Below are 22,110 nucleotides of genomic sequence, written 5' to 3'. Positions count from 1 at the left end.
TCGTCAATCGTCGCTTTGAAACAGCCGCGCCAGCAGATCTTGCGCCTGATCTTCGGGCAACTGCTCAAGCTGCTCCAGAAACAGGCGCTCCACAATCTCGCCCAGCTCGGCGACGGTCGCGTGCTCGTAGAAGCTGCGCAGCGGCAGATCGAGCGCGAAGACATCGCGCAGCCGGGCGATCACCTGTGTGCCGATCAGCGAGTGGCCGCCCAGCTCGAAAAAGTTATCATGCACGCCCACCTGATCGATGCCGAAGAGCTCCTGCCAGATCGCGCAGATCTGCTGCTCGATCGCGTTGCGCGGCGCGACGTAGCTGTTGAGTAGCATCGGCCTGGGATGCTGAACGCCCGGCGCTGCGGGTGGGCTGGCCGCGTCGATCGCCGCGCTGCCCGGCTGCTCGCGAGCGGCTTCCGTCGGCTGGGAGTCCAGCCAGTAGCGCTGGCGCTCGAACGGATAGGTCGGCAGCAGGACGCGCCGCCGCTCAGGAGCCGCAGCCGCCGACCAGCTCACGCTGGCTCCGCTCAGCCAGAGCTTGCCGAGCGTGGCGCGCAGGAAGGTCAGATCCGACTGTCGATCCTGGGGGTGGCGGATCGTCGGCAGCACCAGCCGCCCCGTCGCCTGCCTGACGATCGTGGTCAGCGTGCGTCCCGGCCCGACCTCCAGCAGCAGACGGTCGGGATCGTGCGCCAGCACCTCGACGCCCGCGCCGAAGCGCACCGTCTGGCAGAGATGGCGCGTCCAGTAGTCGGGATCGGTCGCCTCCGCCGCTGTGATCCAGGTGCCGGTGACGTTGGAGAGGTAGGGCAGCTTCGGCGGCTTGAGCGCGATCTGGCTCAGTTCGGCCTTGAGGGGCTCGACGATCGGCTCCATCTGCGGCGAGTGGAACGCGCGCGACGTGTGCAGCCGACGGCACTCGATGCCCTGGACCGTGAGCTGCTGCTCCAAGCGCTCGATTGCGCTCAGCGTGCCTGAGAAGACGCAGAGCGCCGGGCCATTGACCGCAGCCAGCGCGATCTCCGCGTCGATGAAGCGCTGCGCCTGCTGCTCCGAGAGCGCCGCCGAGAGCATCCCGCCGGGCGGGAGCGTCTGCATCAGCCGTCCGCGCGCGACGACCAGCCGCAGCGCATCGTCGAGCGAGAGCACGCCCGCCAGGGTCGCGGCGACGTACTCGCCCAGGCTGTGGCCGATCATGGCCGCCGGACGAATACCCCAGGCCATCAGCATGCGGGCGACGGCGTATGCGATCACAAAGAGCGCGGGCTGCGCGATCTCGGTCTGATCCAGGTGCGGCGTCGCAGCGGCAGCGCCGGGATAGAGCACGCGCTGAAGGTCGAAGTCGAGGTAGTGCCTGAGCCGCTGTGCGCAGCGATCGACCTGTGCCCGAAACGTCGGCTCGGCCTGATACAGCTCTGCGGTCATCTCGGCGTATTGCGCGCCCTGGCCCGGAAACATAAACACCACGGGGCGGCTCGGCTGCTCCACCAGATTGGTCAGCACGCGCGCGGGGTCGTTGGTCGCCAGCGCCTCGATCGCGTCGTCGTGGCCGTGGCACACCAGCATGCGGCGGTACGGCCAGGCGCGTCGTCCAACCTGCAAGGTATAGGCAACGTCGGCCAGCCGCTGCTCTGGATGCGTTCGTAGATGCTCGACCAGCCGATCGGTCGCGCGCTCCAGCGCTGCCGGTGTTCTGGCAGAGAGCACCAGCACTTGCGCGTCGGCTGACGGTTCCGGCTCCTTGCGCGGCGGTGCCTCTTCGAGCACCACATGCGCGTTCGTGCCGCCGATGCCGAACGAACTCACACCCGCGCGGCGCGGCGTGACTCCCTGCGGCCACGCTTGCAGCCTGGTGTTGACATAAAATGGGCTGTTGGCAAAATCGATCTGCGGGTTGGGCCGCGTGAAGTGCAGGCTGGGCGGAAGCCGACCATGATGGATTGCCAGCGTCGCCTTGATCAGCCCGGCGATTCCGGCGGCCACATCGAGATGGCCGAGGTTGGTTTTGATCGAGCCGATCGCGCAGAACTGCCGCCGCTGGCTATGAAACGCCTCCGTCAGCGCGGCTATCTCGATCGGATCGCCCAGCGGCGTGCCCGTGCCATGCGTCTCGACATAGCCGATGGTTTCGGGCGCGACATCGGCCACTGCCAGCGCGTCGGCAATCACCTGGGCCTGGCCCTGGATGCTGGGCGCGGTGTAGCCGATCTTGTGCGCGCCGTCGTTGTTGATCGCGGTGCCACGGATCACGGCCAGGATCTGATCGCCATCGTCGAGCGCTGCTTCAAGCCGCTTGAGCACCACCAGCCCCAGGCCGTTTCCGGCGACGGTGCCCTGCGCCTGCGCGTCAAAGGCGCGGCAATAGCCGTCGGGCGAGAGAATGCCGCCCTCCTCGTAGACATAGCCGTCCTGAAGCAGGACATTGATCGCAACGCCGCCAGCCAGCGCCAGATCGCACTCGCCGTTGATCAACCCCTGGCAGGCCAGATGCACCGCGACCAGCGAGGTCGAGCAGGCGGTCTGGACGGTGAAGCAGGGGCCGCGCAGGTTCAGCTTGTAGGCGACCTGCGTCGCCAGGAAGTCGCGATCGTTGCCGATCAGCGTCTGCGAGTAGCCAAGCGTCTGCATCAGGCCGGGATTCTGGAGCAGATGCGAGAGCAGGTAGCTATTGGCGCGCTCGCCCGCGTACAGCCCGATCCGCCCAGGAAACGTCTCGGAGTCGTACCCGGCGCGCTCCAGGGCCTCCCAGGCACATTCGAGGAAGAGCCGGTGCTGTGGATCGGTGCGCTCCGCCTCGCGCGGTGTGAAGGTGAAAAACGGCGCGTCGAACAGATCGATGCCGTCGATCAGACCGCCCGCCGCGACATAGTTGGGCTGCTCCAGCCAGGCCGGATTCGCTCCCTGCCGGGCTAGCTCGGCCCTGGATGGGCGCGTGATCAGCTCCGTCCCGGCGCAGATTCGCTCCCAGAGCTGCTCCGGGCTGTCCGCGCCGGGGAAACGGCCCGCGACGGCGATGATCGCAATCGCATCGGCAGGATCACTCATCGTCTGCTCCTTCGTCGGTGTGGGAAAGATACGAGTGCTGCCTGCGCTGGCGCTGCCGCTGCGCCGAGCGGCTGCGGCTCTCGGCGCGCTGCTGGCTGTCGACGACCATCTCGCTCGGCTCGTCCGCCGGGCTGAGCGCGGCGCTCAACGCGCTGATCGTAGGCGACTTGAAAAGTTCCAGCATCGAGATCTCGCGGCCTAGCGCGGCGCTGAGCTTGTAGCGCAGCTCGGCCAGCAGCAGCGAGTGCCCGCCAAGATCGAAAAAGCTGTCGTACATACCAACCCGCTCGACCTTGAGCACATCTTGCCAGACCGCCGCGATGGCGCGCTGAATGCCTGTTTCGGGCAGCACCAGCGCAGGACTCGTCGCGCGCGCCTGCTCCGCGTCCCGATCGGCGTCGGGCAGCGCCCGGCGATCGAGCTTGCCGTTGGGCGTGAGCGGCAGATCGTCGAGCACCACGAATGCGCTCGGCACCATGTAGTCGGGGAGTCGAGATTGGAGGAAGGCTCGGAGTTCCAAGTTTCGAGTTTCGAGTTTCGAGTTTCGAGTTTCGAGTTCTTGGTTTTCCCCTTGTTCTTTGTTTGCCACAACATACGCAACCAGCCGGGTCTGTCCGCTGCGCGGCTGGTCGATCACGATCGCCTCACGCACGGCGGGATGCTGGCTGAGAGTCGCCTCGATCTCGCCCAGCTCGACGCGCATGCCGCGCACCTTGAGCTGGCTATCGCGCCGACCACGAAATTCGATCATGCCGTTGGCAAGGTAGCGCGCCAGATCGCCGGTCTTGTAGAGCCGCGCGCCGGGCGTCGCGGAGCACGGATCGGGCACGAAACGCTCGGCGGTCAGCGCGGGCCGGTTGAGGTAGCCCCGCGCAAGCTGCACGCCGCCGACGTAGATCTCGCCGACCGCGCCGATCGGCACCGGCTGCATGTCGCTATCGAGCAGGTAGATCTGCGTGTTGGCGATCGGCTGCCCGATCAGCGAGTGGCCGCGTGATGGCTCGTCGGGTGGCAGCTCATAGCAGGTGACATCGGCGGCGACTTCGGACGAGCCATACAGATTGAGCAGGCGGCGCTCAGGTAGCCGCGCCTGAAACTGCGCGCTGAGCGCGGCGGGCAGTTCCTCGCCGCTGGTGATCCACAGCTTGAGCGCTGGCAGCCGCCGATGGAGATCCGGGCAGCGATCCAGCAGCAGGCGCAGCAGCGACGGCACCAGCACGATGCGGGTGACGTGCGTCGCCGCGAGCACGTCGACCAGCCGATCGGGATCGATCAGCAGATCGTCGGCGATCAGCACGACCGGCACGCCGTGCAGCAGCGGCCCGAACAGCTCCCACACCGAGTCGACGAAGTTGAGCGATGTCTTGATGCAGCACATCTCATCCGCCGCGAACGGGAAGCGCTGCCACATCCAGTGCAGCCGGTTAAGCGCGCCCCGGTGCAGGCCGATCACGCCCTTGGGCTGTCCGGTCGAGCCTGAGGTATACAGCACATAGGCCGGATGATCGACGGTGGCGCTGCTGACGAGCGCCGTCGTCGGCTGCAAGGCGATCTCCGGCCAGTCAGCGTCCAGGCAGACCACGCTGGCGGTATGGGTCGGCAGCAGACGCGCAAGGGCTTGCTGCGTGATCAGCGCCAGCGGACACGCATCGCTCAGCATAAACTGGAGCCGGGCAGAAGGATAGGCCGGATCGAGCGGCAGGTATGCGCCGCCCGCTTTGAGCACCGCCAGCAGCGCCACCAGCATCTCGGCTGAGCGCGGCAGGCAGACGCCGACCAGCGTCTCGCCCTGCGGGCACCCGCCGACGCCCAGGCTGCGCAGATAGCGCGCGAGCTGGTTGGAGCGCTGGCTCAGCTCGGCGTAGCTCAGGCGCGTCGCGCCGTCGATCGCGGCGATGGCCTCAGGCGTACGTGCCGCCTGCGCCTCGAACAGCTCGTGCAGCCCGCGCTCGATCGGGTAGGCTGCGGCGGTCGCGTTCCAGCTCTGGCTGCCGGTCGGCAGGATCAGCGCGCGCTCGGCGTCGGGCAGCAGATTCAGCCGTCCGATGGGCGTGTCCGGCTGCGCGACCAGCGTGTGCAGCGCGTGGCGGAAGTAGTCCAGCAGCCGGGTGATCGTGTCGGCGTCGAACAGATCGCTGTTGTACTCAAGGGCGCTGCTCAGGCCGTGCGGCGTCTCGATCATCTCCAGGCTCAGGTCGAACTTGGCCGCCCGGCGCTCGATCGGCAGTGTTTGGAGCGACAGCCCGGCCACGTCGATCTGCGGCGGTGGTGTGGTGTGCAGCACAAACATGACCTGGACCAGCGGCGTGCGCGCCGGATCGCGGATCGGCTGGAGCATGGTGATCAACTGCTCAAACGGTACGTTCTGGTGCGCGTAGGCGCTCAGGGCCGTCTCGCGCACCTGCCGCAGCAGCGCCCGGAAGGAGTGCGCGCTCGACAGCCTGGCCCGAAAGACCAGCGTGTTGACGAACAGGCCGATCAATCCTTCCAGCTCGGCGCGGGTCCGCCCCGCGATAGGCGAGCCGATCAGCACGTCATCCTGCCCGGCGTAGCGCCCAAGCACAAGCTGCCAGGCCGCCAGGAGCATCATAAAGAGCGTCGCGCCCTCCTGCTGGCTGAGCGCGTTCAGCCCGGCGAGAAGATCGGCGGAGATCGTGAGCGCCTGTGACGCGCCCTGAAACGTCTGGGCTGCCGGGCGCGGACGATCGGTGGGCAGATCGAGGAACGGTGGCGCATCGCGGAGATGCTGCTTCCAGTAGGCCAGCTCATCGGCCAGCAGCGACGCGCCCGATGGGTCCTGGCTGAGCCATTGTCGCTGCCAGGCGGCGAAGTCGGCGTACTGGATCGGCAGCCCGTGCAGCTCTCCCGACGCTTCTCCATCGGCGAACGATCGATAGAGCGCCGCCAACTCCTGCAAGAAGATCGCCATCGACCACGCATCCGAGATGCTGTGATGCATCGTCAGCAGCAGCACATGCGACGTGCCATCCAGCCGCGCCAGGGTGGTGCGCAGCAGCGGGCCGCGCGCCAGATCGAAGGGCCGCAAAAACTCCTCGGCGGCAAGCTGCTGCACCTGGCGCTCCTGCTCGGCGCGCGGCAGCCGATCCAGCTCGATCAGCGGCAGTGCCAGCGCCAGACTATCCGCGATCGACTGGCCGACATGGCCGCTCTGCTCGCGAAAGGTCGTGCGCAGTATCTCATGGCGGCTCACGATCGCGTCGAGGCTGCGCCTGAGCGCGGTTAGATCAAGCGGGCCGCGCATCTGCACCGCCAGCGCAATATTGTACGCCGGGCTGTCGGGCTGGAGCTGGCCGAGAAACCAGAGCCGCTCCTGAGCGAACGAGAGCGGCAGCGGCTCGCCGGTGCGCGGCTGCGGCACGATCGGGATCGCCGCGAGCGGCACGCCCTGCTGCTTAATGCGCAGCACCAGCAGCTCACGCTGCCGGGGCGTGAGCGCGGTCATGCGCTCAAAGAGTGGATTCATGGGAGTCCTTCCTGGGCGGATCGCGGCGCGCTTCGTCGAGCACGTGCAGGATGGCATCGTCGGACAGGCTCTCGATCTCCTGCAAGATGGCCTCGAAGCTGGCGCTCTCCTGTCGCGTGCGTTGCAGGTCGGCGACAGCGGCGGCCAGTCCGGCGATCGTTGGCTGCTCGAAGAGCGCGCGCAACGGCAGCTCGACCTGCACGGCGTCACGGATGCGAGCGACGATCCGCGAGGCCAGCAGCGAGTGGCCGCCCAGCTCGAAAAAGTTATCATGCACCGCGATGCGCTCGATACCGAGTAGGCTCTGCCAGATCTCCGCGATGATCTGCTCGTGCTCGTTGCGCGGCGCGATGTATTCCGTCTCAAGGTTGGGGCGTGGATGAGCCGCACCGCTGCGCTGCATCTGGTCAAGCGCCTCAAGCAGCCGCGTCGCGCTCACCTGTCGGCTGCGCGCGATCAGGCGATCGAGGTCGCGCGTTGCCACGACGATCTGGGCCGCGCCGCTGGTACACAGCGCCCGCCGAAACGCCTCACAGCCTGCCGTCGTCGAGATGCCGCCCGTCAGCTCAGATCCGGCCAGCGCCAGATGCTCGGCCTCCAGCGGTGCCGCCATGCCGATCTGCTGCCAGCGATCCCAGTTGATCGCCAGCGTGAAGTTGCCGCGTCGGGCCGTGGCGACGTGCGCATACGCATCGAGGAACAGATTGGCCGCGCAATAATCGACCTGGCCTAGCCCGCCGAGGATCGTGCTGAGCGACGAGCAGAGCAGCATGAAGTCAAGCGCCCGATCGGCGAAGATCGCGTCGAGGACGAGCGTGCCCTGGACTTTGGGAGCGAGCACCGGATCGGCGAGGGCGGAAGTCTTGAGCTGGATCAGACCGCCGCCCGCGAGTCCGGCGGCATGGATCACGCCGTGGATCGCGCCGAAGGATTGCTCGGCATGCCGCACGACCGCCGCCATCTGCTGCTGATCGGACACGTCGGCGCTGGCGATCAGCACCTCGGCTCCGTGCGCTTCGAGCGCCTCCACCGCGCGCAGCTTGCGGCTGATCGGATCGTCGCCGTACGTCGCCAGCCAGTCGGGCCAGCGCTCGCGCTCCGGCAGGGCCGTGCGGCCAACCAGGATCAGCTTTGCCCTGAGCGTGCGCGCCAGCTCATCCGCCAGCACCAGCCCGATGCCGCCCAGCCCACCCGTGATCAGGTACACCCCGCGCTCCCGCAGACGCATCGGCTCGCCCGGCTCCAGCCGCTCGGCGGCGAAGCGCTGCGTCCAGCGCTGCTCGCCACGGTAGGCGACGACCGGCTCGGACGGTCGGGCTGCGGTCAGCTCGGCGATGAGCTGATCGGCCAGACGGGCCAGCGCGGGCGCGGCATCGGGCAGCGCGACATCGACGCTGCGGCAGGTAATCTGCGGAGACTCCTGTGGCAGGATCAGGCAGGGCGCGAGCACCGTCGCTTTGGCCGGATCGATTGACTCGCTGCCGGTGACGGTATGCAGGTGGTTGGCGACGACCAGCATCTCGATCGGCGCGGTGATACCCGCCTGCTCGAACGCCTGAGCCAGCCGGATCACGCTGTAGAAGCCGTGGTCCTGTGTACGCTCGACGTGCTGTGCGTCGGTGGTCGACGGCGCGGTCGGGGTGACGGTCCAGGCATGGATGATCTTCTGCGGCAGCAGGCGGTGCTCGCGCAATTCCGCGATCAGCGTCTCGTAATCGGCGCTGCGGCGCGGGTCAAGCGTATAGCGCTGCCCGTCGTGGCGGGCAAACCGAGCGCCGGTCGCAACGGTGATCGCGCGGCCCTGCCGACTCCGAATCTGCGCCGCGATCTGCTCGCCCAGGCCGATCTGGTCTGCGAAGATCAGCCAGACCGATTCAGCGTCAGCCGCGATACGCGCGGCACGCGGCTGCAAGGTGCGTTGCCAGGAGGGAATGTAGAACCAGTCGGCGATGTCGGATTTGACCTGAGCCTCCGAATGGCTCGTGCCGTCGCGCGCGATGGGCTGCGGCTCGATCCAGTAGCGCCCGCGCTCGAAGGGATACGTTGGCAGCGGCACGCGGCGGCGCGGTAGTGGGTGGAGCGCCGACCAGTCCGGGCTGCCGCCAGCGATCCAGACCCGCCCCAGCGCTTCGAGCAGGCCCGACCAGTCGGATTGCCGGTCGTACGGGCGGCGCAGCGAGTGGATGACGGTCATCGCTGATGTGTAGCCGGGCTGCATCCTGGCGAGCGCGCTGAGCGTCTGGCCCGGCCCAACCTCAAGCAAGACCGGCGCGGCCTCTGTGGGGGCGACGATCGCCTCCAGCCCGGCGGCGAAGCGAACGGTCCGGCGCAGGTGCCTGCCCCAGTAGTCGGGATCGGTCGCCTCCGCCGCCGTGATCCAGGTGCCGCTCACGTTGGAGACGAACGGCGTGCGCGGCGCGTGCAGCGTCAGCGTGGCAACGAACGCCGTAAACTCGGCCTGAATCGCCTCGACCATCGGCGAGTGAGCGGCCACGTCGATGTGCAGCCGCTGCCACTCGATGCCGCGTGCGGTGAGTGTGGTAGTCAGCTCCTCGATCGCGCTCACCGGGCCGGAGACGACACACAGCTCCGGCCCATTGACGGCGGCAATGGCGCGATCGCGGGCGTCCACGGAGCGCAGCAGATCGAGCACGGCCTGCTCCGGCAAGGCGATGCTCAGCATGGCTCCCGCCGGTAGCTGCTCGAAGAGCTGGCCGCGCCGGACGACCAGCGCCAGCGCGTCTTCGAGCGAGAAAACGCCCGCCAGCGTCGCGGCGACGTACTCGCCCAGGCTGTGTCCGATCATGGCGACAGGCTGGATGCCCCAGCTCATCCAGAGCTGCGCCAGCGCGTACTCGATCACAAACAGCGCGGGCAGCGCGGTCGAGGTGCGGCTGAGCGGCGGCGTCTGGCCGTTGGTTGTCTCCGGCGGATACAGCAGGGCACGCAGATCAAAGCCCAGCAGCGGCTCCAGCAGCGCGCAGCAGCGATCGACCTCGGCGCGGAACAGCGGTACGTCGTTGTACACGTCGCGGGCCATGTTGACATATTGCGCGCCGCCGCCGGGAAACATCATGATCAGGGGATGATCGCCGCGAGATCCTGGTTTGGGAGCCTGGCCGCCGATCAGCCGGGCCGGGTCGCGGCTGGTCAGCGCCTCGATCGCGTCGTCGCGGTCGTGGCAGACCAGCACGCGCCGGTGAGCAAAGGCGTGCCGCCCGGCTTGCAGCGTGTACGCGACATCCGCCAGATCGAGCGCGGGATGGGCCGCCAGATGCGCCGCAAGCTGTGCCGTCATGACATCCAGCGCCTCCTGGCTGCGAGCCGCGAGCGGCAGCAGGTGCCAGCCCGATCCAGCGATCGATGTGGCTGGATCAAGCTGCGGCGCTTCTTCCAGCACAACATGCGCGTTGGTGCCGCCGATGCCGAACGAGCTAACGCCAGCGCGGCGTGGTTGGTCAGTGCGGGGCCAGGGCTGGAGGCTGGTGTTGACATACAGCGGGCCGCTGGCGAAGTCGATCTGGGGATTCGGAGACTCGAAGTTGAGGCTCGGCGGGATCTGCTCATGGTAGAGCGCCAGGGCCGCCTTGATCAGCCCGATCACGCCTGCCGCAGCATCCAGGTGGCCGACGTTGGTCTTGACCGATCCGATCGCGCAGGAGCGCGGCGGTCGTCCCCTAAACACCTGATTCAGCGCGGCAACTTCGATCGGGTCGCCGAGCGGCGTGCCGGTGCCGTGGGCCTCGATATAGCCGATCGTCGCCGGATCGATGGCGGCGTTTGCCAGCGCCGCGCCGATGACCTCGGCCTGACCGTCGATCGCAGGCGCGGTATAGCCCGCTTTGAGCGCGCCGTCGTTGTTGATCGCCGAGCCGCGAATCACGGCGTAGATCGTGTCGCCATCCTCGATCGCCCGCGATAGGCGCTTGAGCACGACGATGCCGAGGCCGTTCCCGGCGACGGTGCCGTGCGCGTCCGCATCGAACGCGCGGCAGTGACCATCCGGCGAGGCGATGCCGCCCTCTTCGTAGAGGTAGCCGGTGCGCTGCGTGGCGCGGATCGACACGCCGCCGGCCAGCGCCGTGTCGCACTCGCCGTCGAGCAAGCTGCGGCAGGCCAGATGGACCGCCACCAGCGAGGTCGAGCACGCGGTCTGAACGTTGATGCTCGGCCCTTTGAGATTCAGCTTATACGAGACGCGCGTCGGGAGGAAGTCTTTATCGCTGGCGATCATCGTCTGGAAGTTGCCGGTCGCCGCCAGCAGATCCCGGTTGGTGTACAGATTGAAGAGCAGGTAGCTATTCATGCTCGTGCCCGCAAACACGCCGATCCGCGCCCGCTCAGCGGACGGCTCGGTCGATGGCGCGGCACTGTAGCCCGCGTGCTCCAGCGCCGCCCAGGCATGTTCCAGGAACAAGCGCTGCTGCGGATCGATGAGCTGGGCCTCGCGCGGCGTGTACCCAAAGAAGCCCGCGTCGAACCGCTCGATCTCGTCGAGCAGAGCATTCGCTTTGACATAGCGCGGATCGTCGAGCAGCGCCCGATCGACACCTGCCGCGACCAGCTCGTCGTCGGAGAAGAACGTGATCGACTCCACGCCGTCGCGGATGTTGGCCCAGAACGCCTCAAGCGTGGGCGCGCCAGGCACCGCGCACGACATACCGATAATCGCTATTCTATCACCTCTGTCGACGCGCGCTGTCGGCTGCCGCGTCGGCAGCGCGCCCGCGTGCTCCGCTGGATCTGTGGGATCGGCAAGATGCCGCGCCAGGCTGTGGATCGTCGGGTAGCGAAACAGGTCGGTCATCGGCAGATCGACGCTGAGCGCCTCGCGCAGCCTGCTGCGTGCCTGGATCAGCAGCAGCGAGTGGCCGCCGAGGTCGAAGAAGTTGTCGTACAGGCCGACCTGCTCCACGCGCAGAACATCCTGCCAGACCGCCGCGATCGTTCGCTCGATCGTGGTCTGAGGCATCACATACTCGACCTGAGCCTGATCGGGGCGGGCATCCAGCGCGGCAAGCGCCGTGCGGTCGAGCTTGCCGTTGGGCGTCAGTGGCAGCGCGTCGAGCAGCACGAACGCGCCCGGCACCATGTAGTCGGGCAGGTGCGACCCCAGGAACGCGCGGAATTCCTGGGGAGAACAGGGAACAGAGGGCAAGGAACCCGAGTCATTGGCCGTGCTGCTCTCTGTTCCGGGCGCCATGCCCAAAGGGCGCCCGGCGTCTTTGTTTGTTACAACGTACGCTACCAATTGCGGCTCCGGCTCGACCCGCAGCATGACCACCGCCTCGCGCACGGCCTCATGCTGGCGGAGCACGCTTTCGATCTCGCCCAGCTCGACCCGAAAGCCGCGCACCTTGATCTGGTGATCGATCCGGCCCAGGTAGTCGATCGTGCCGTCGGGCAGGTAGCGCGCCAGGTCGCCGGTGCGGTAGAGCCGACTCCCCGGTGTATCGCTGAACGGATGCGGTGCGAACTTTTCGGCGGTGAGCGCGGGGCGGCGATGGTAGCCGCGCGCCAGTTGGACGCCGCCGATATGCAGCTCACCGGCCACGCCGATCGGCACCGGATGCAGCCAGCGATCCAGCAGATAGATCTGCGTGTTGGCGATCGGACGCCCGATCGGCACGCTGGAGCGTTGAGTTTCGCGCTCGCAGGCCCAGGCGGTCACGTCGACGGCGGCCTCGGTCGGGCCGTACAGATTGTGCAGCTCGGCCTTGAGACGGGCGAAAAAGCGCGCTTGCAGCTCGTGGGGCAGCGCCTCGCCGCTACAGATCACGCGCAGTAGACTCACGCAGCTTTCAACATTCGGCGCTTCCAGAAACGCCTGAAGCATCGAGGGCACGAAATGCAGCGTGGTGATCCGCTCACGGTTGATCACGTCGATCAGGTACTCAGGATCTTTGTGGCTCTCAGGCCGGGCGATGACCAGCCGGGCACCACTCAGCAGCGGCCAGAAGAACTCCCAGACCGAGACATCGAAGCTGTAGGGCGTTTTTTGCAGCACGCGATCGGCGGCGGTCAGCCCGTAGGTGTCTTGCATCCAGAGCAGCCGGTTGACGATCCCGCGATGCGTATTGATCGCGCCCTTGGGCTGGCCGGTCGAGCCGGAGGTGTAGATCATGTAGGCCGCGTGGTCGGGCGTGACGTGAACGGCAAGATTGTCGGCTGGCCGCTGGGCGATCACCGGCCAGTCACGATCGAGGCAGATGATCTGGCCCCGGTAGGCTGGAAGCTGCCGCGCGAGGGCGGTTGTTGTCAGCAGCACCGGCGCGTCCGCGTCCTCGATCATGAAGTGCAGCCGCTCCTGAGGATAGTCGGGATCGAGCGGGACGTAGCCGCCGCCGACTTTAAGCACTGCCAGCAGCGCGACGACCAGATCGATCGAGCGCTGGAGGCACACGCCGACCAGCTCATCCGGCTGGATGCCCCGCTCATCGAGGTAGTGGGCAAGCTGATTGGCCCGTGCGTTCAGCTCATGGTAGCTCAGCCGCGACTCCTCGAAGCTGAGCGCAATCGCGTCGGGCGTCTGCGCGACCTGCCGCTCGATATGTCGGTGCAGGGCGGTAGTGGTATCGTAGGCCGCCTGGGTGGCGTTCCACTCGTTGAGCATCTGCCGCAGCTCATGGGCTGGCAGCAGCGCGGCATCACGATAGGATTCCGCCGGTCGGGTGGTCATGGCGCGGAGAATCCGGCGGTAGTACTCGCCGATCATCACGACCTGCGGCTGGACGAGCTGCGCGGTGCTGTACAGCAGGCTCAGGTGAATCTGCTCCTGCTCAGGGTCGACGTTGAAGTGAGTCTCGAAGACGAAATTCGTCTCCTGAAATACCGTGCCGTCGTGTACGCGCACCTGGGGAACGCGCTCCAATCGCTTGTACACATGAAAATGGGTGAAGTTAAAGAGCGCCTCAAAGATCGGCTGACCGCCGCGCTGGCGCTGGATCTCAGCCAGCGGATACCGCCGAAACGGCAGCGTCGATCGCTCTGCGGCAAAAGTGGCGCGCAGAAGATCGAGCCAGGTGCCGCCTTCAAGCGTCAGGCGCAGCGGCAGCGTGTTGAGGAACAATCCCAGCGCTCGCTCGCCGTCGGCTGTTTCGGGACGGATCGTTGAAACCATGCCAGTCACAATATCGGGCTGGCCGGTGATCAGTGTGAGCAGGCGTAGATGCGCGGCCAGCAGCACGCTCTTGATCGGCACCTCGGCCAGCCGCCCAAGCTGGTACAGATCGGCGATCAGCGCTGTTTCAAGCGGCACACTGTGGGCGCGCATCGGCGGCAACGGCTCGGCGCGCTGCTCGGCGGGCCAGCGCGGGAGCGCCGCAACAGGCGCGTCGGCCAGGGTTTCGCGCCAGTAGCGCCGGGCCGCCTCGGATTGGAGCACCGCCCGCTCCAGCGCCACGGCGTCGCGGAACTGTGCCTGCGGCGGCGGTACTGGTTCCGGTCCCTGGCCCAGCCCGGCAAAGTAGAGCTGGAACAGATCCATCAGCAGCGACGCGACGCTCCAGCCGTCCAGAATGGCATGATGGAAGCTCAGCGCCAGCTCAAAGGCGGCGTCGCTGCGCCGGTGGACCTGAAACCGCAGCAGCGGCGGCTGCGTCCAATCGAACGGGCGCTGCTTCTCCGCCTCCAGCCAGGCTTTGACGGCAGCGGCCTGCTCGTGGGACGATAGCCCGCGCAGATCGACGACCTCAAGCGGGATCGCGGCCTGCCGATGCACAAGCTGAAGCGGCTCGCTAAAGCTGCTGAGGTCGAAGGATGTGCGCAGCAGCGGGTGGCGGGCACCAAGCTGCTCGATCGCCTGGGCCAGCGCTGGCTGATCGAAGGGCGCCGTGAGCTGGAAGTTGAAAATATCGTGGTAGATCGCCGTGGCGGGGCTGGCCTCGCTGTGGAAGAGCATCCCCAGTTGGAGCTGCGTCAGCGGGTAGGCATCGTCCAGACCGGCGGGCAAGCGCCCGCGATCGTCCTCCGCGATCAGGTCGAAGGCCGCTGTCACCGGATGCTCGGCGGGCGCATCCGTCACCGTCGCTGCGGCCAGCGCTTCGGCCAGGCTCGCGATCGTCGGGTGCTGGAAGATCTGCGGCAGCGCGATCTCAAGGCCACGCTCGCGGGCCAGCGCCAGCACTTGAATGCTGCGGATCGAATCGCCTCCTAGCGCAAAGAAATGATCGTGGATGCCGATCCGCTCCAGCCCAAGCACCTGGCTCCAGATCTCTGCCAGCGCGTGCTGCTCAGCGGTCGATGGCGGAACGTACTCCGTTTCCAGCGCGGGGCGGTCGCTTGGCGGCGCGGGCAGTGCACGGCGATCGAGCTTGCCGTTGGGCGTCAGCGGCAGGCTATCGAGCACCACAAACGCGCTCGGCACCATGTAGTCCGGCAATCGGTCTTTGAGATAGGTTTGGAGTTTGGAGGTGAGGCCCTCACCCCCAATCGCCGCCCAGAGGGCACCCCGCCACCCCCTTCCCCGCCCTCGCGGGTCCCCTTCCCGCTCGGTGTGCGCAGGCGAGAGGGAAGGTGGTGTTTGGTCCTCTTCTTTGTTCCGTTGTTCTGTTGTTCTTTGTTCTACGACATACGCCACCAGCCGTTTATGTCCGTTTTCCTCCCGCGCGATCACCACTGCGTCGCGCACGGCGTCATGCTGGCGGAGCACGGCCTCGATCTCGCCCAGCTCGATCCGAAAGCCCCGGATCTTCACCTGCTGGTCGATCCGGCCAAGATATTCGATGTCGCCATCGGGCAGATAGCGCGCCAGATCGCCGGTCCTGTACAGCCGCGCGCCGGGCCCGGTGCCTGGCCGGGTGCCCTCTGGGCATGGCACCCCGCAGCTCCACGGATGCGGAATGAAGCGCTCGGCGGTCAGCTCAGGGCGGCCAAGGTAGCCGCGCGCCAGGCCCGCGCCGCCGACATACAGCTCGCCCGCGACGCCGATCGGCACCGGCTGCAAGCTCTGCGGCTCCAGAATATAGAGCTGAAGGTCGGGCAGCGGCGGTCCGATCAGGCTGCCCGCCTGATCCAGATCCGCCAGGCGGAGCGGTCGATAGGTTGTGTGGACGCTTGTCTCCGTGATGCCGTACATGTTGACAAGCTGCGGCTGTGTGTCGCCGTGACGCTCGAACCACGGGCGGAGGCTTTGGAGATCGAGCGCCTCGCCGCCGAAGATCACCGAGCGCAGCCGGAGCGGCTGGCTGGTCGTCGCCTGCGCCTCGGCCTGCATCAACTGGCGGAAGGCCGACGGCGTTTGATTGAGGACAGTCACGCCCTGCTCCGCCAGCAGCGCGTAGAAGCGCTCCGGCGCGCGGCTGACCAGATAGGGCACGATCACCAGCCGACCGCCGTGCAGCAACGCGCCCCAGATCTCCCAGACCGAGAAGTCGAAGGCGTAGGAGTGGAACAGCGTCCAGACATCGCGCTCGTCGAAGTGGAACCAGGCCCGCGTCGTCGCGAAGAGCCGTGTTATCTGGCGATGCTCGACCATCACGCCCTTGGGCTGGCCGGTCGAGCCGGAGGTGTAGATGATGTAGGCCAGATCGTCGGGCGTGACCGCGCAGGGCGGATTCTCGGCGCTGCGGAGCGACTCCCCGGCGAGCGACTCCCACTCGGTGTCGAGGCAGAGCAGTTGCGCCCGGCTGCCGGAATGCGCCGAATCAAGCTGATCGGCCAGGTCGGCATGGCTGAGCACGACCGCCGCCGCCGTATCGTCGAGCATGAAGTGCAGCCGCTCGGCGGGGTAGCTCGGATCGAGCGGAACATACGCGCCGCCCGCCTTGAGGACGGCGAGCACGCTCACGACCAGATCGACCGAGCGCGGCAGGCAGATGCCCACGTAGCCGCCGGGGCCGATGCCGCGCGCCATGAGCGCCTGGGCCAGCACGTTGGCGCGGCGGTTAAGTTCGGCGTAGCTGATCGTCATGTCTTCAAAGACCAGCGCAATCGCGTCGGGACGGCGGCGCGCCTGTTCCTCGAAGATCTGATGCAGCGCGCGCGGCTCGACATCGGCGGGCTGCATGGTATGGCCGTTCTGAAAGCGCTGCCGCTCGTCGGCTGTCAGCAGCCCGATGTCGGCCAGGCGGCGGGCATGCGACTCCTCAAGCGCCGCGCCGATGCCTTCGAGCAACGTCTGGAAGTGACCGCACAAACGGTCGATCGCCGCAGCGTCGAAGCGCTGGTCGTCGTACACGATCCACAACAGCAGCTCGCTGCCCGGCACGACGCGGATCGTCAGCGGGTAGTTCGTCTTCTCGAACGAGCGCGCCTGCTCGATGATCAGATCGATGCCTTGCTCATGCGCCAGCGCCTCGACCGGATGATTCTCGAAGGCCAGAATGCTCTCGAAGAGCGACTGACCGCGCGGGATCTCGCTCCAGCTCTGTACCTGGGCCAGCGGGCTATGCTCGTACTGGCGCAGCTCGACCAGATGCGCCTGGATCTGGTGCAGCCACTCGACGAGTCGCGCCCGCCGATCGACCTGCACCCGCATGGCGACGGCGTTGACGAACGGCCCGATCATCGTCTCCACGCCCGGCAGCGTCGGTGGTCGGCCAGAGACAACCGTGCCGAAGAGCACGTCGTCGGTGCCGCTGTAGTAGCTGAGCAGGAGCGCCCACGCGCCCTGTACCAGGATGTTGAGCGTGAGCCGGTGCCGACGCGCCGCCGCCTGAAGCGCCTCGGTGGTTGCCGCCGGAATGTGCTGGCGCTGCTCGGCGTAGCCGCTGGCCTGCGCCGCGTGCGCCAGCGCTGGTCGATCGACGCCCAGCGGCGTGGCCGCGTGAAAGCCCCGGAGCGTCCGCCGCCAGAAGTCCTCGGCCTGCGCGACATCCTGCTGCTTCAGCCAGCTAATGTAGTCGCGATAAGGCCGGAGCGTGGGCAGCCGCAGATCACGGCCCTGGCAGAGCGCGCTGTACAGCGTGAACACTTCTTTGAACAGCCGTGAGAGCGACCACGCATCCAGCAGCAGGTGATGGTAGGTCAGGATCAGGTGGTAGCTGGTGGCGTCCAGGCGAGTCAGCCGCAGCCGCAGCAGCGGCGCGGTCGTCAGGTCGAAGCCGCGCGTGCGATCCGCGTCAAGGTGCGCATCGATCCGCTGCTGCTGCTCACGCGCCGAAAGCTCGCGCCAGTCGGCGTACTCCCAGGGCAGCTCGACGGTTGCCCGCACCACCTGAAGCGGCTGGTCGCGTCGCTCCCACAAAAACAGGGTGCGCAGCACCGGATGCCGATCGATGACGCGCTGCCAGGATTGCTGGAAGACCGGGAGATCGAGATCGCCGCGCAAGGTACACGCGATCTGCTGCACATACAGGCCCGCCTGCGGCGCGTAGAGCGTGTGAAAGAGCACGCCTTGCTGCATCGGCGACAGCGGGTAGATAGCCTCGACATTCTTTTTGCTCATGCTCGCGGTGCTCCGGCTTCAAGCGGGCCGTGTGGCTGGCGGCGTGCAGGCATTGCCACGTCTAAACCTGCACCTGGGTCGGCTGGTCCTGGGCGAAGCGCAGCATGGTTTCGTAGGGCGTCAGGCCGGTGATGTGCGCCTGGCTGAGCATCTCGCCGATCAAATAGCTCACCACGGCGCGAACAACCAGATGTGCCAGCGGCTTATCGAACGGCTCGCCGGGCCGCGATTGCCGCCAGAACCATTCGACGCGCGATGTCAGCGCGCCGCCGAGCGTCAGCACCTGGCCGGGCACCACGAGCACGCCCTGCTCGGCCAGCCGCCGCATCAGATCGATGCCTGGCTCACCCGCAGGAACCGCGAGGTTATGCGCCAGCAGCATGATCGTATCGCGCGGGATACGCTGCCATTGTGAGTGCTCCAGCTCATGCCCGACAGTCGTCGCCACGATCACGCCGCCACGGCTGAGACAGGCATCGGTGAACATGCCATCCTGAGCGGGAAGCTGCGCCAGGCGCGCTGGCAGGTCGGTCGTCGAAGCATGGTACACGTGATCGCACGCCCCGATGTCGGCAAAGCCCTCGATCTGGCAATACTCCAGAATGTGGCTGCCCATTGCTCCCGCCGAGCCGATCAGTGTGATTCTTGGGTGGGTTTCCGGCGTAACGCCGATCGTCTCCAGGGCTGCGATGATTCCCGTTGCCGAGTAGGACGACTTGCCGCCGCAGCCGCCATCTTCGCAGCGAATGCCGAGCACATGCGGCGTGAACTCCGCCAGAATGTCGGCCAGACCAGCGAAGCGGCCAAAGTCGGGCGTAAGCTTGATGCGGCCCTGCTGCTGATTCAGGAGATCGCCGATCTGCGCAAAGATCGTCGCGATGATCTGCGTGAAGCGGGGATGGGCCGGAGCGTTGAGGATGGCCGCCAGCTCCTGGCTTTTGGGCCGGATGATGCAGCGCGCGCCGCCGACGCTGCTCTCGATAAAGCCGTCCGGCGTGCGGCTCGCCAGCCTGTCGCTGAGCGCCTGCTGGCGCAGCGCTTTATTGATGAGCTGGTTCTTCAGCGCGCTCTCGGAGTGCATCAGCCGATCGAGCACGCCATGAACGTCGGCGTCGGGCATGTGCGCTTCGACCATTCGGGTACCGCCGTAGCCGTAGTCCACGCCGGGCTGGTTATCGCTGGCAATCCATACATCGGCGTAGTCGCTGGTGATCTCATAGACAGTCGGCTGCATGAGCGGTTCCTTTGTGTGAGTTGCGAGTTTCAAGTTTCAAGTTTCGAGTTTCCAGCCCTTTGTTCTCTTGTTTCTTGGCTAGAGCTGCTCCAACAGCTCATCCAGATCCTCTTGAGACAGCTCGGCCTCTGGGAAGTCCGAGGGCGTGAAACCGCCCGCCGCCGGTGACAGACAGTGCCGGATGATCGCCTGAAGATCGGCGATGAAGCTCTGCGCCAGCCGCTCGATCGTCGCGCTGCGGTAGAGCCGTGCGCCGTAGGTCCAGGTGATCTGGAGCCGGTTCTGCATCACGCCGCCGTTGATCGTCAGGAGATACGGGCGCTTGCCGCGTGGGCTCTGGGCCGGGCCGCTCGACTCGGATGCCGGTGTCAGCAGCGCCGCGCCGGTCAGCGCCGCATCCATCTGGCCCAGGTAGTTGAAGCGTAGCTCCGCCTGCGGCAGCCCGCCAAGCTGCGCGCGCACCTGCGAATCGTGATGCAGGTAGCGCAGCATGCCGTAGCCGATGCCGCGCTGCGGGATACGCCGAAGCTGCTCCTTGATCGCCTTGAGCGCCGCGCCGGGATCGTCATGTGGCGGATCCAGGCAGACCGGGAAGAGCGACGACAGCCAGCCGACGGTGCGCGATACGTCCAGCGCGTCGACGATCGACTCGCGGCCATGCGCCTCAAGATCGACGAGCAGCGATTGACCGCCGCTCCAGCGGGTGATCGTCAGCGCCAGCGCCGTCAGCAGTGCGTCGGTGATCTGGGTCTGGTACGCGCGCGGCACCTCATGCAGCAGGCTATCCGTCTCGTCCATGCTCAGCGCGACGGTGACGGTCGCGGTCGCGGCCATCAGGTTATGCTCGATCGCCAGCGGATCATCGATGGGCAGGCGGGTCGTGTGGCTGCCCAGCGTGGACCGCCAGTACGCGATCTCGTCGGCTACCCGGTCGGACTGTGCGTAGGCGCTCAGGCGCTCGGCCCAATGCTGGAACGAGCTGGTTTTGGCTGGCAGGCCCCGCTGCTCGTAGGCGCGCTGAAGATCTTCCAGCAGGATCGCCCACGAAACCGCATCGACGGCCAGGTGATGGATGATCAGCAGCAGGCGACCGGGCCGGTTCGCGCCCAGGTGGAAGTGGACGACGCGCAGCAACGGCCCTGCTGTGAGATCGAGACTGGCCTGGAGCGCAGCCGCGTGTGTCTCCAGCGCCGCCTGCCGCTCGTCTTCCGCCAGCGCCGCGAGATCGATGCACGTCAGCGGCTCGATCTGCTCAAGGCCGGTATGCTCCTGCCGCCAGCCTGCCGGGCCATGCGCAAAGCGCAGCCGCAGCGCGTCGTGGTGCGCTTGAAGCTGCCGCGTCGCCTGATCGAGCCGCGTGAGGTCAAGATCGGGCGGAACCTCGAAGAGCAGCGCCTGGTTCCAGTGATGCGGGTCGATCGGGTTGTTCTCGAAAAACCAGTGCTGGATCGGCGTGAGCGGCACCGCGCCCAGCACCACGCCCGGCTCGGCGGTTGACTCGACGGGCGCGGCGGCATCAACCTGCGCGGCCAGCTCCGCGATCGTCTGGAACTGGAATGTTTGCTGGGCGCTGAGCGGCAATCCGGCCTGATTGGCGCGCGCTGTCACCTGAATCCCAAGGATTGAGTCGCCGCCGAGGTCGAAGAAGTTATCGTGAATGCCGACCTGCTCCAGCCTTAGGACCTCGGCCCAGATCCGCGCCAGCGTGCGCTCCGTCTCGGTCACGGGCGGCATCGTGGCCGCTCCGCTGCCCGCGCCGATCGTCTCCGGCGCGGGCAGCGCCTGCCGATCGACTTTGCCGTTGGGCGTCAGCGGCAGCGCATCCAGCAGCACAAACGCGCTCGGCACCATGTAGGGCGGCAGCTTGGCTTGCAGATGGGATCGAAGCTCCAAGTTCCAGGTTCCAAGCTCCAAGTTCGGGGTTGGCTGTCCCTGGTTCTCGCCTGGTTCTTCCGCCACAATATACGCTACCAGCCGCTTCGCCCGGTGATGGCCCGCGCCGTGCCCGTCGACCGCCGCGACGACCGCGTGCTGTACACCGGGGTGCTGCATCAGCGCGGCCTCGATCTCGCCTAGCTCGACGCGGTAGCCCTGGATCTTGACCTGAAAATCCTCGCGGCCCAGGAACTCGATATTCCCATCGGGCAGGTAGCGGCCCAGGTCGCCGGTCGCATACAGCCGCTCGCCGGTCTGCGGGTGGATAATGAACCGCTCGCGAGTCTTGTCTGGGTCGCGCCAGTAGCCCAGCGCCAGGCCAATCCCGCCGATGTAGAGCTGGCCCGGCACCAGCACCGGACGCGGCTCCAGCGCGGAGTCGAGCACATGGAAGCGCTGATTGAGCATCGGGCGACCGTAGGGAATGCTCTTCCAGGCCGGATCGACGTGCTCGATCGGGTAGAGGATCGACCAGATCGAGGCTTCGGTCGCGCCGCCGAGGCTGATCACCTGCGGGCGGCTGCCGAGGCTGCGAATCTGATCGGGCAGCGTCACCGGAATCCAGTCGCCGCTCAGCAGCACCAGCCGCAGCGAATCGGGCAGCCGCGCGGATCGCGTCGTCAGATCGTCGGCCAAGACCTGCATCAGCGCGGGCACAGAGTTCCAGATCGTCACCTGCTCGCGCACGAGCAGATCGTGCCAGTGCGCGGGATTGCGCGCCTCGGCGGCGCTGGGGATCACGATCGCGCCGCCAGCAGCCAGGACGCCAAAGATATCATAGACCGAGAGGTCGAAGCTGAGCGACGAGCAGGCCAGCACACGGTCATCCGCCCCGACCGCGAAGCGCTGGTTGATGTCGAGAATCGTGTTGACCGCGCCGCGATGGTCGATCATCACGCCCTTAGGCAATCCTGTCGAGCCAGAGGTATAGATCACATAGGCCAGATCGGTCGGCTGCTGTACTGACGCGAGCGGCTGCTCCGCCCGCTCCGTCAGCGGAAGCATATCCACCGAAAGCCGCCGAACGTGATC

Annotated in this window: 5 protein-coding genes; all 5 read right to left on the bottom strand. The window is 66.9% G+C overall.

The window, feature by feature from the left end; all coding sequences use genetic code 11:
• Nucleotides 1-3: 3 nt before the first annotated feature.
• Nucleotides 4-3,039: a beta-ketoacyl synthase N-terminal-like domain-containing protein gene (locus VFZ66_17985; protein ID HEX6291080.1), complete on the bottom strand. Its 3,036-nt coding sequence runs from the start codon at nucleotides 3,037-3,039 to the stop codon at nucleotides 4-6.
• A complete protein-coding gene (locus tag VFZ66_17980) occupies nucleotides 3,032-6,523 on the bottom strand; it encodes an amino acid adenylation domain-containing protein (GenBank protein ID HEX6291079.1) in 3,492 nt (1,163 codons plus the stop codon). Before VFZ66_17980 ends, VFZ66_17985 begins: the two co-directional genes overlap by 8 nt.
• Nucleotides 6,507-17,909 (bottom strand): amino acid adenylation domain-containing protein, encoded by an 11,403-nt coding sequence (locus tag VFZ66_17975; protein HEX6291078.1) that lies wholly within the window; start codon nucleotides 17,907-17,909, stop codon nucleotides 6,507-6,509. The genes VFZ66_17980 and VFZ66_17975 overlap by 17 nt, the downstream gene beginning before the upstream one ends.
• A 61-nt stretch (nucleotides 17,910-17,970) precedes the next feature.
• Nucleotides 17,971-19,143: a hypothetical protein gene (locus VFZ66_17970; GenBank protein HEX6291077.1), complete on the bottom strand. Its 1,173-nt coding sequence runs from the start codon at nucleotides 19,141-19,143 to the stop codon at nucleotides 17,971-17,973.
• 78 nt (nucleotides 19,144-19,221) lie between these two features.
• A partial coding sequence (locus tag VFZ66_17965; GenBank protein HEX6291076.1) for an amino acid adenylation domain-containing protein occupies nucleotides 19,222-22,110 on the bottom strand: 2,889 nt, incomplete at its 5' end.

It is taken from the genome of Herpetosiphonaceae bacterium (assembly GCA_036374795.1).
GTDB lineage: Bacteria > Chloroflexota > Chloroflexia > Chloroflexales > Kallotenuaceae > LB3-1.
Note: the sequence above shows the minus strand (reverse complement) of the source record. Positions and strands in the feature narration are given on the sequence as shown.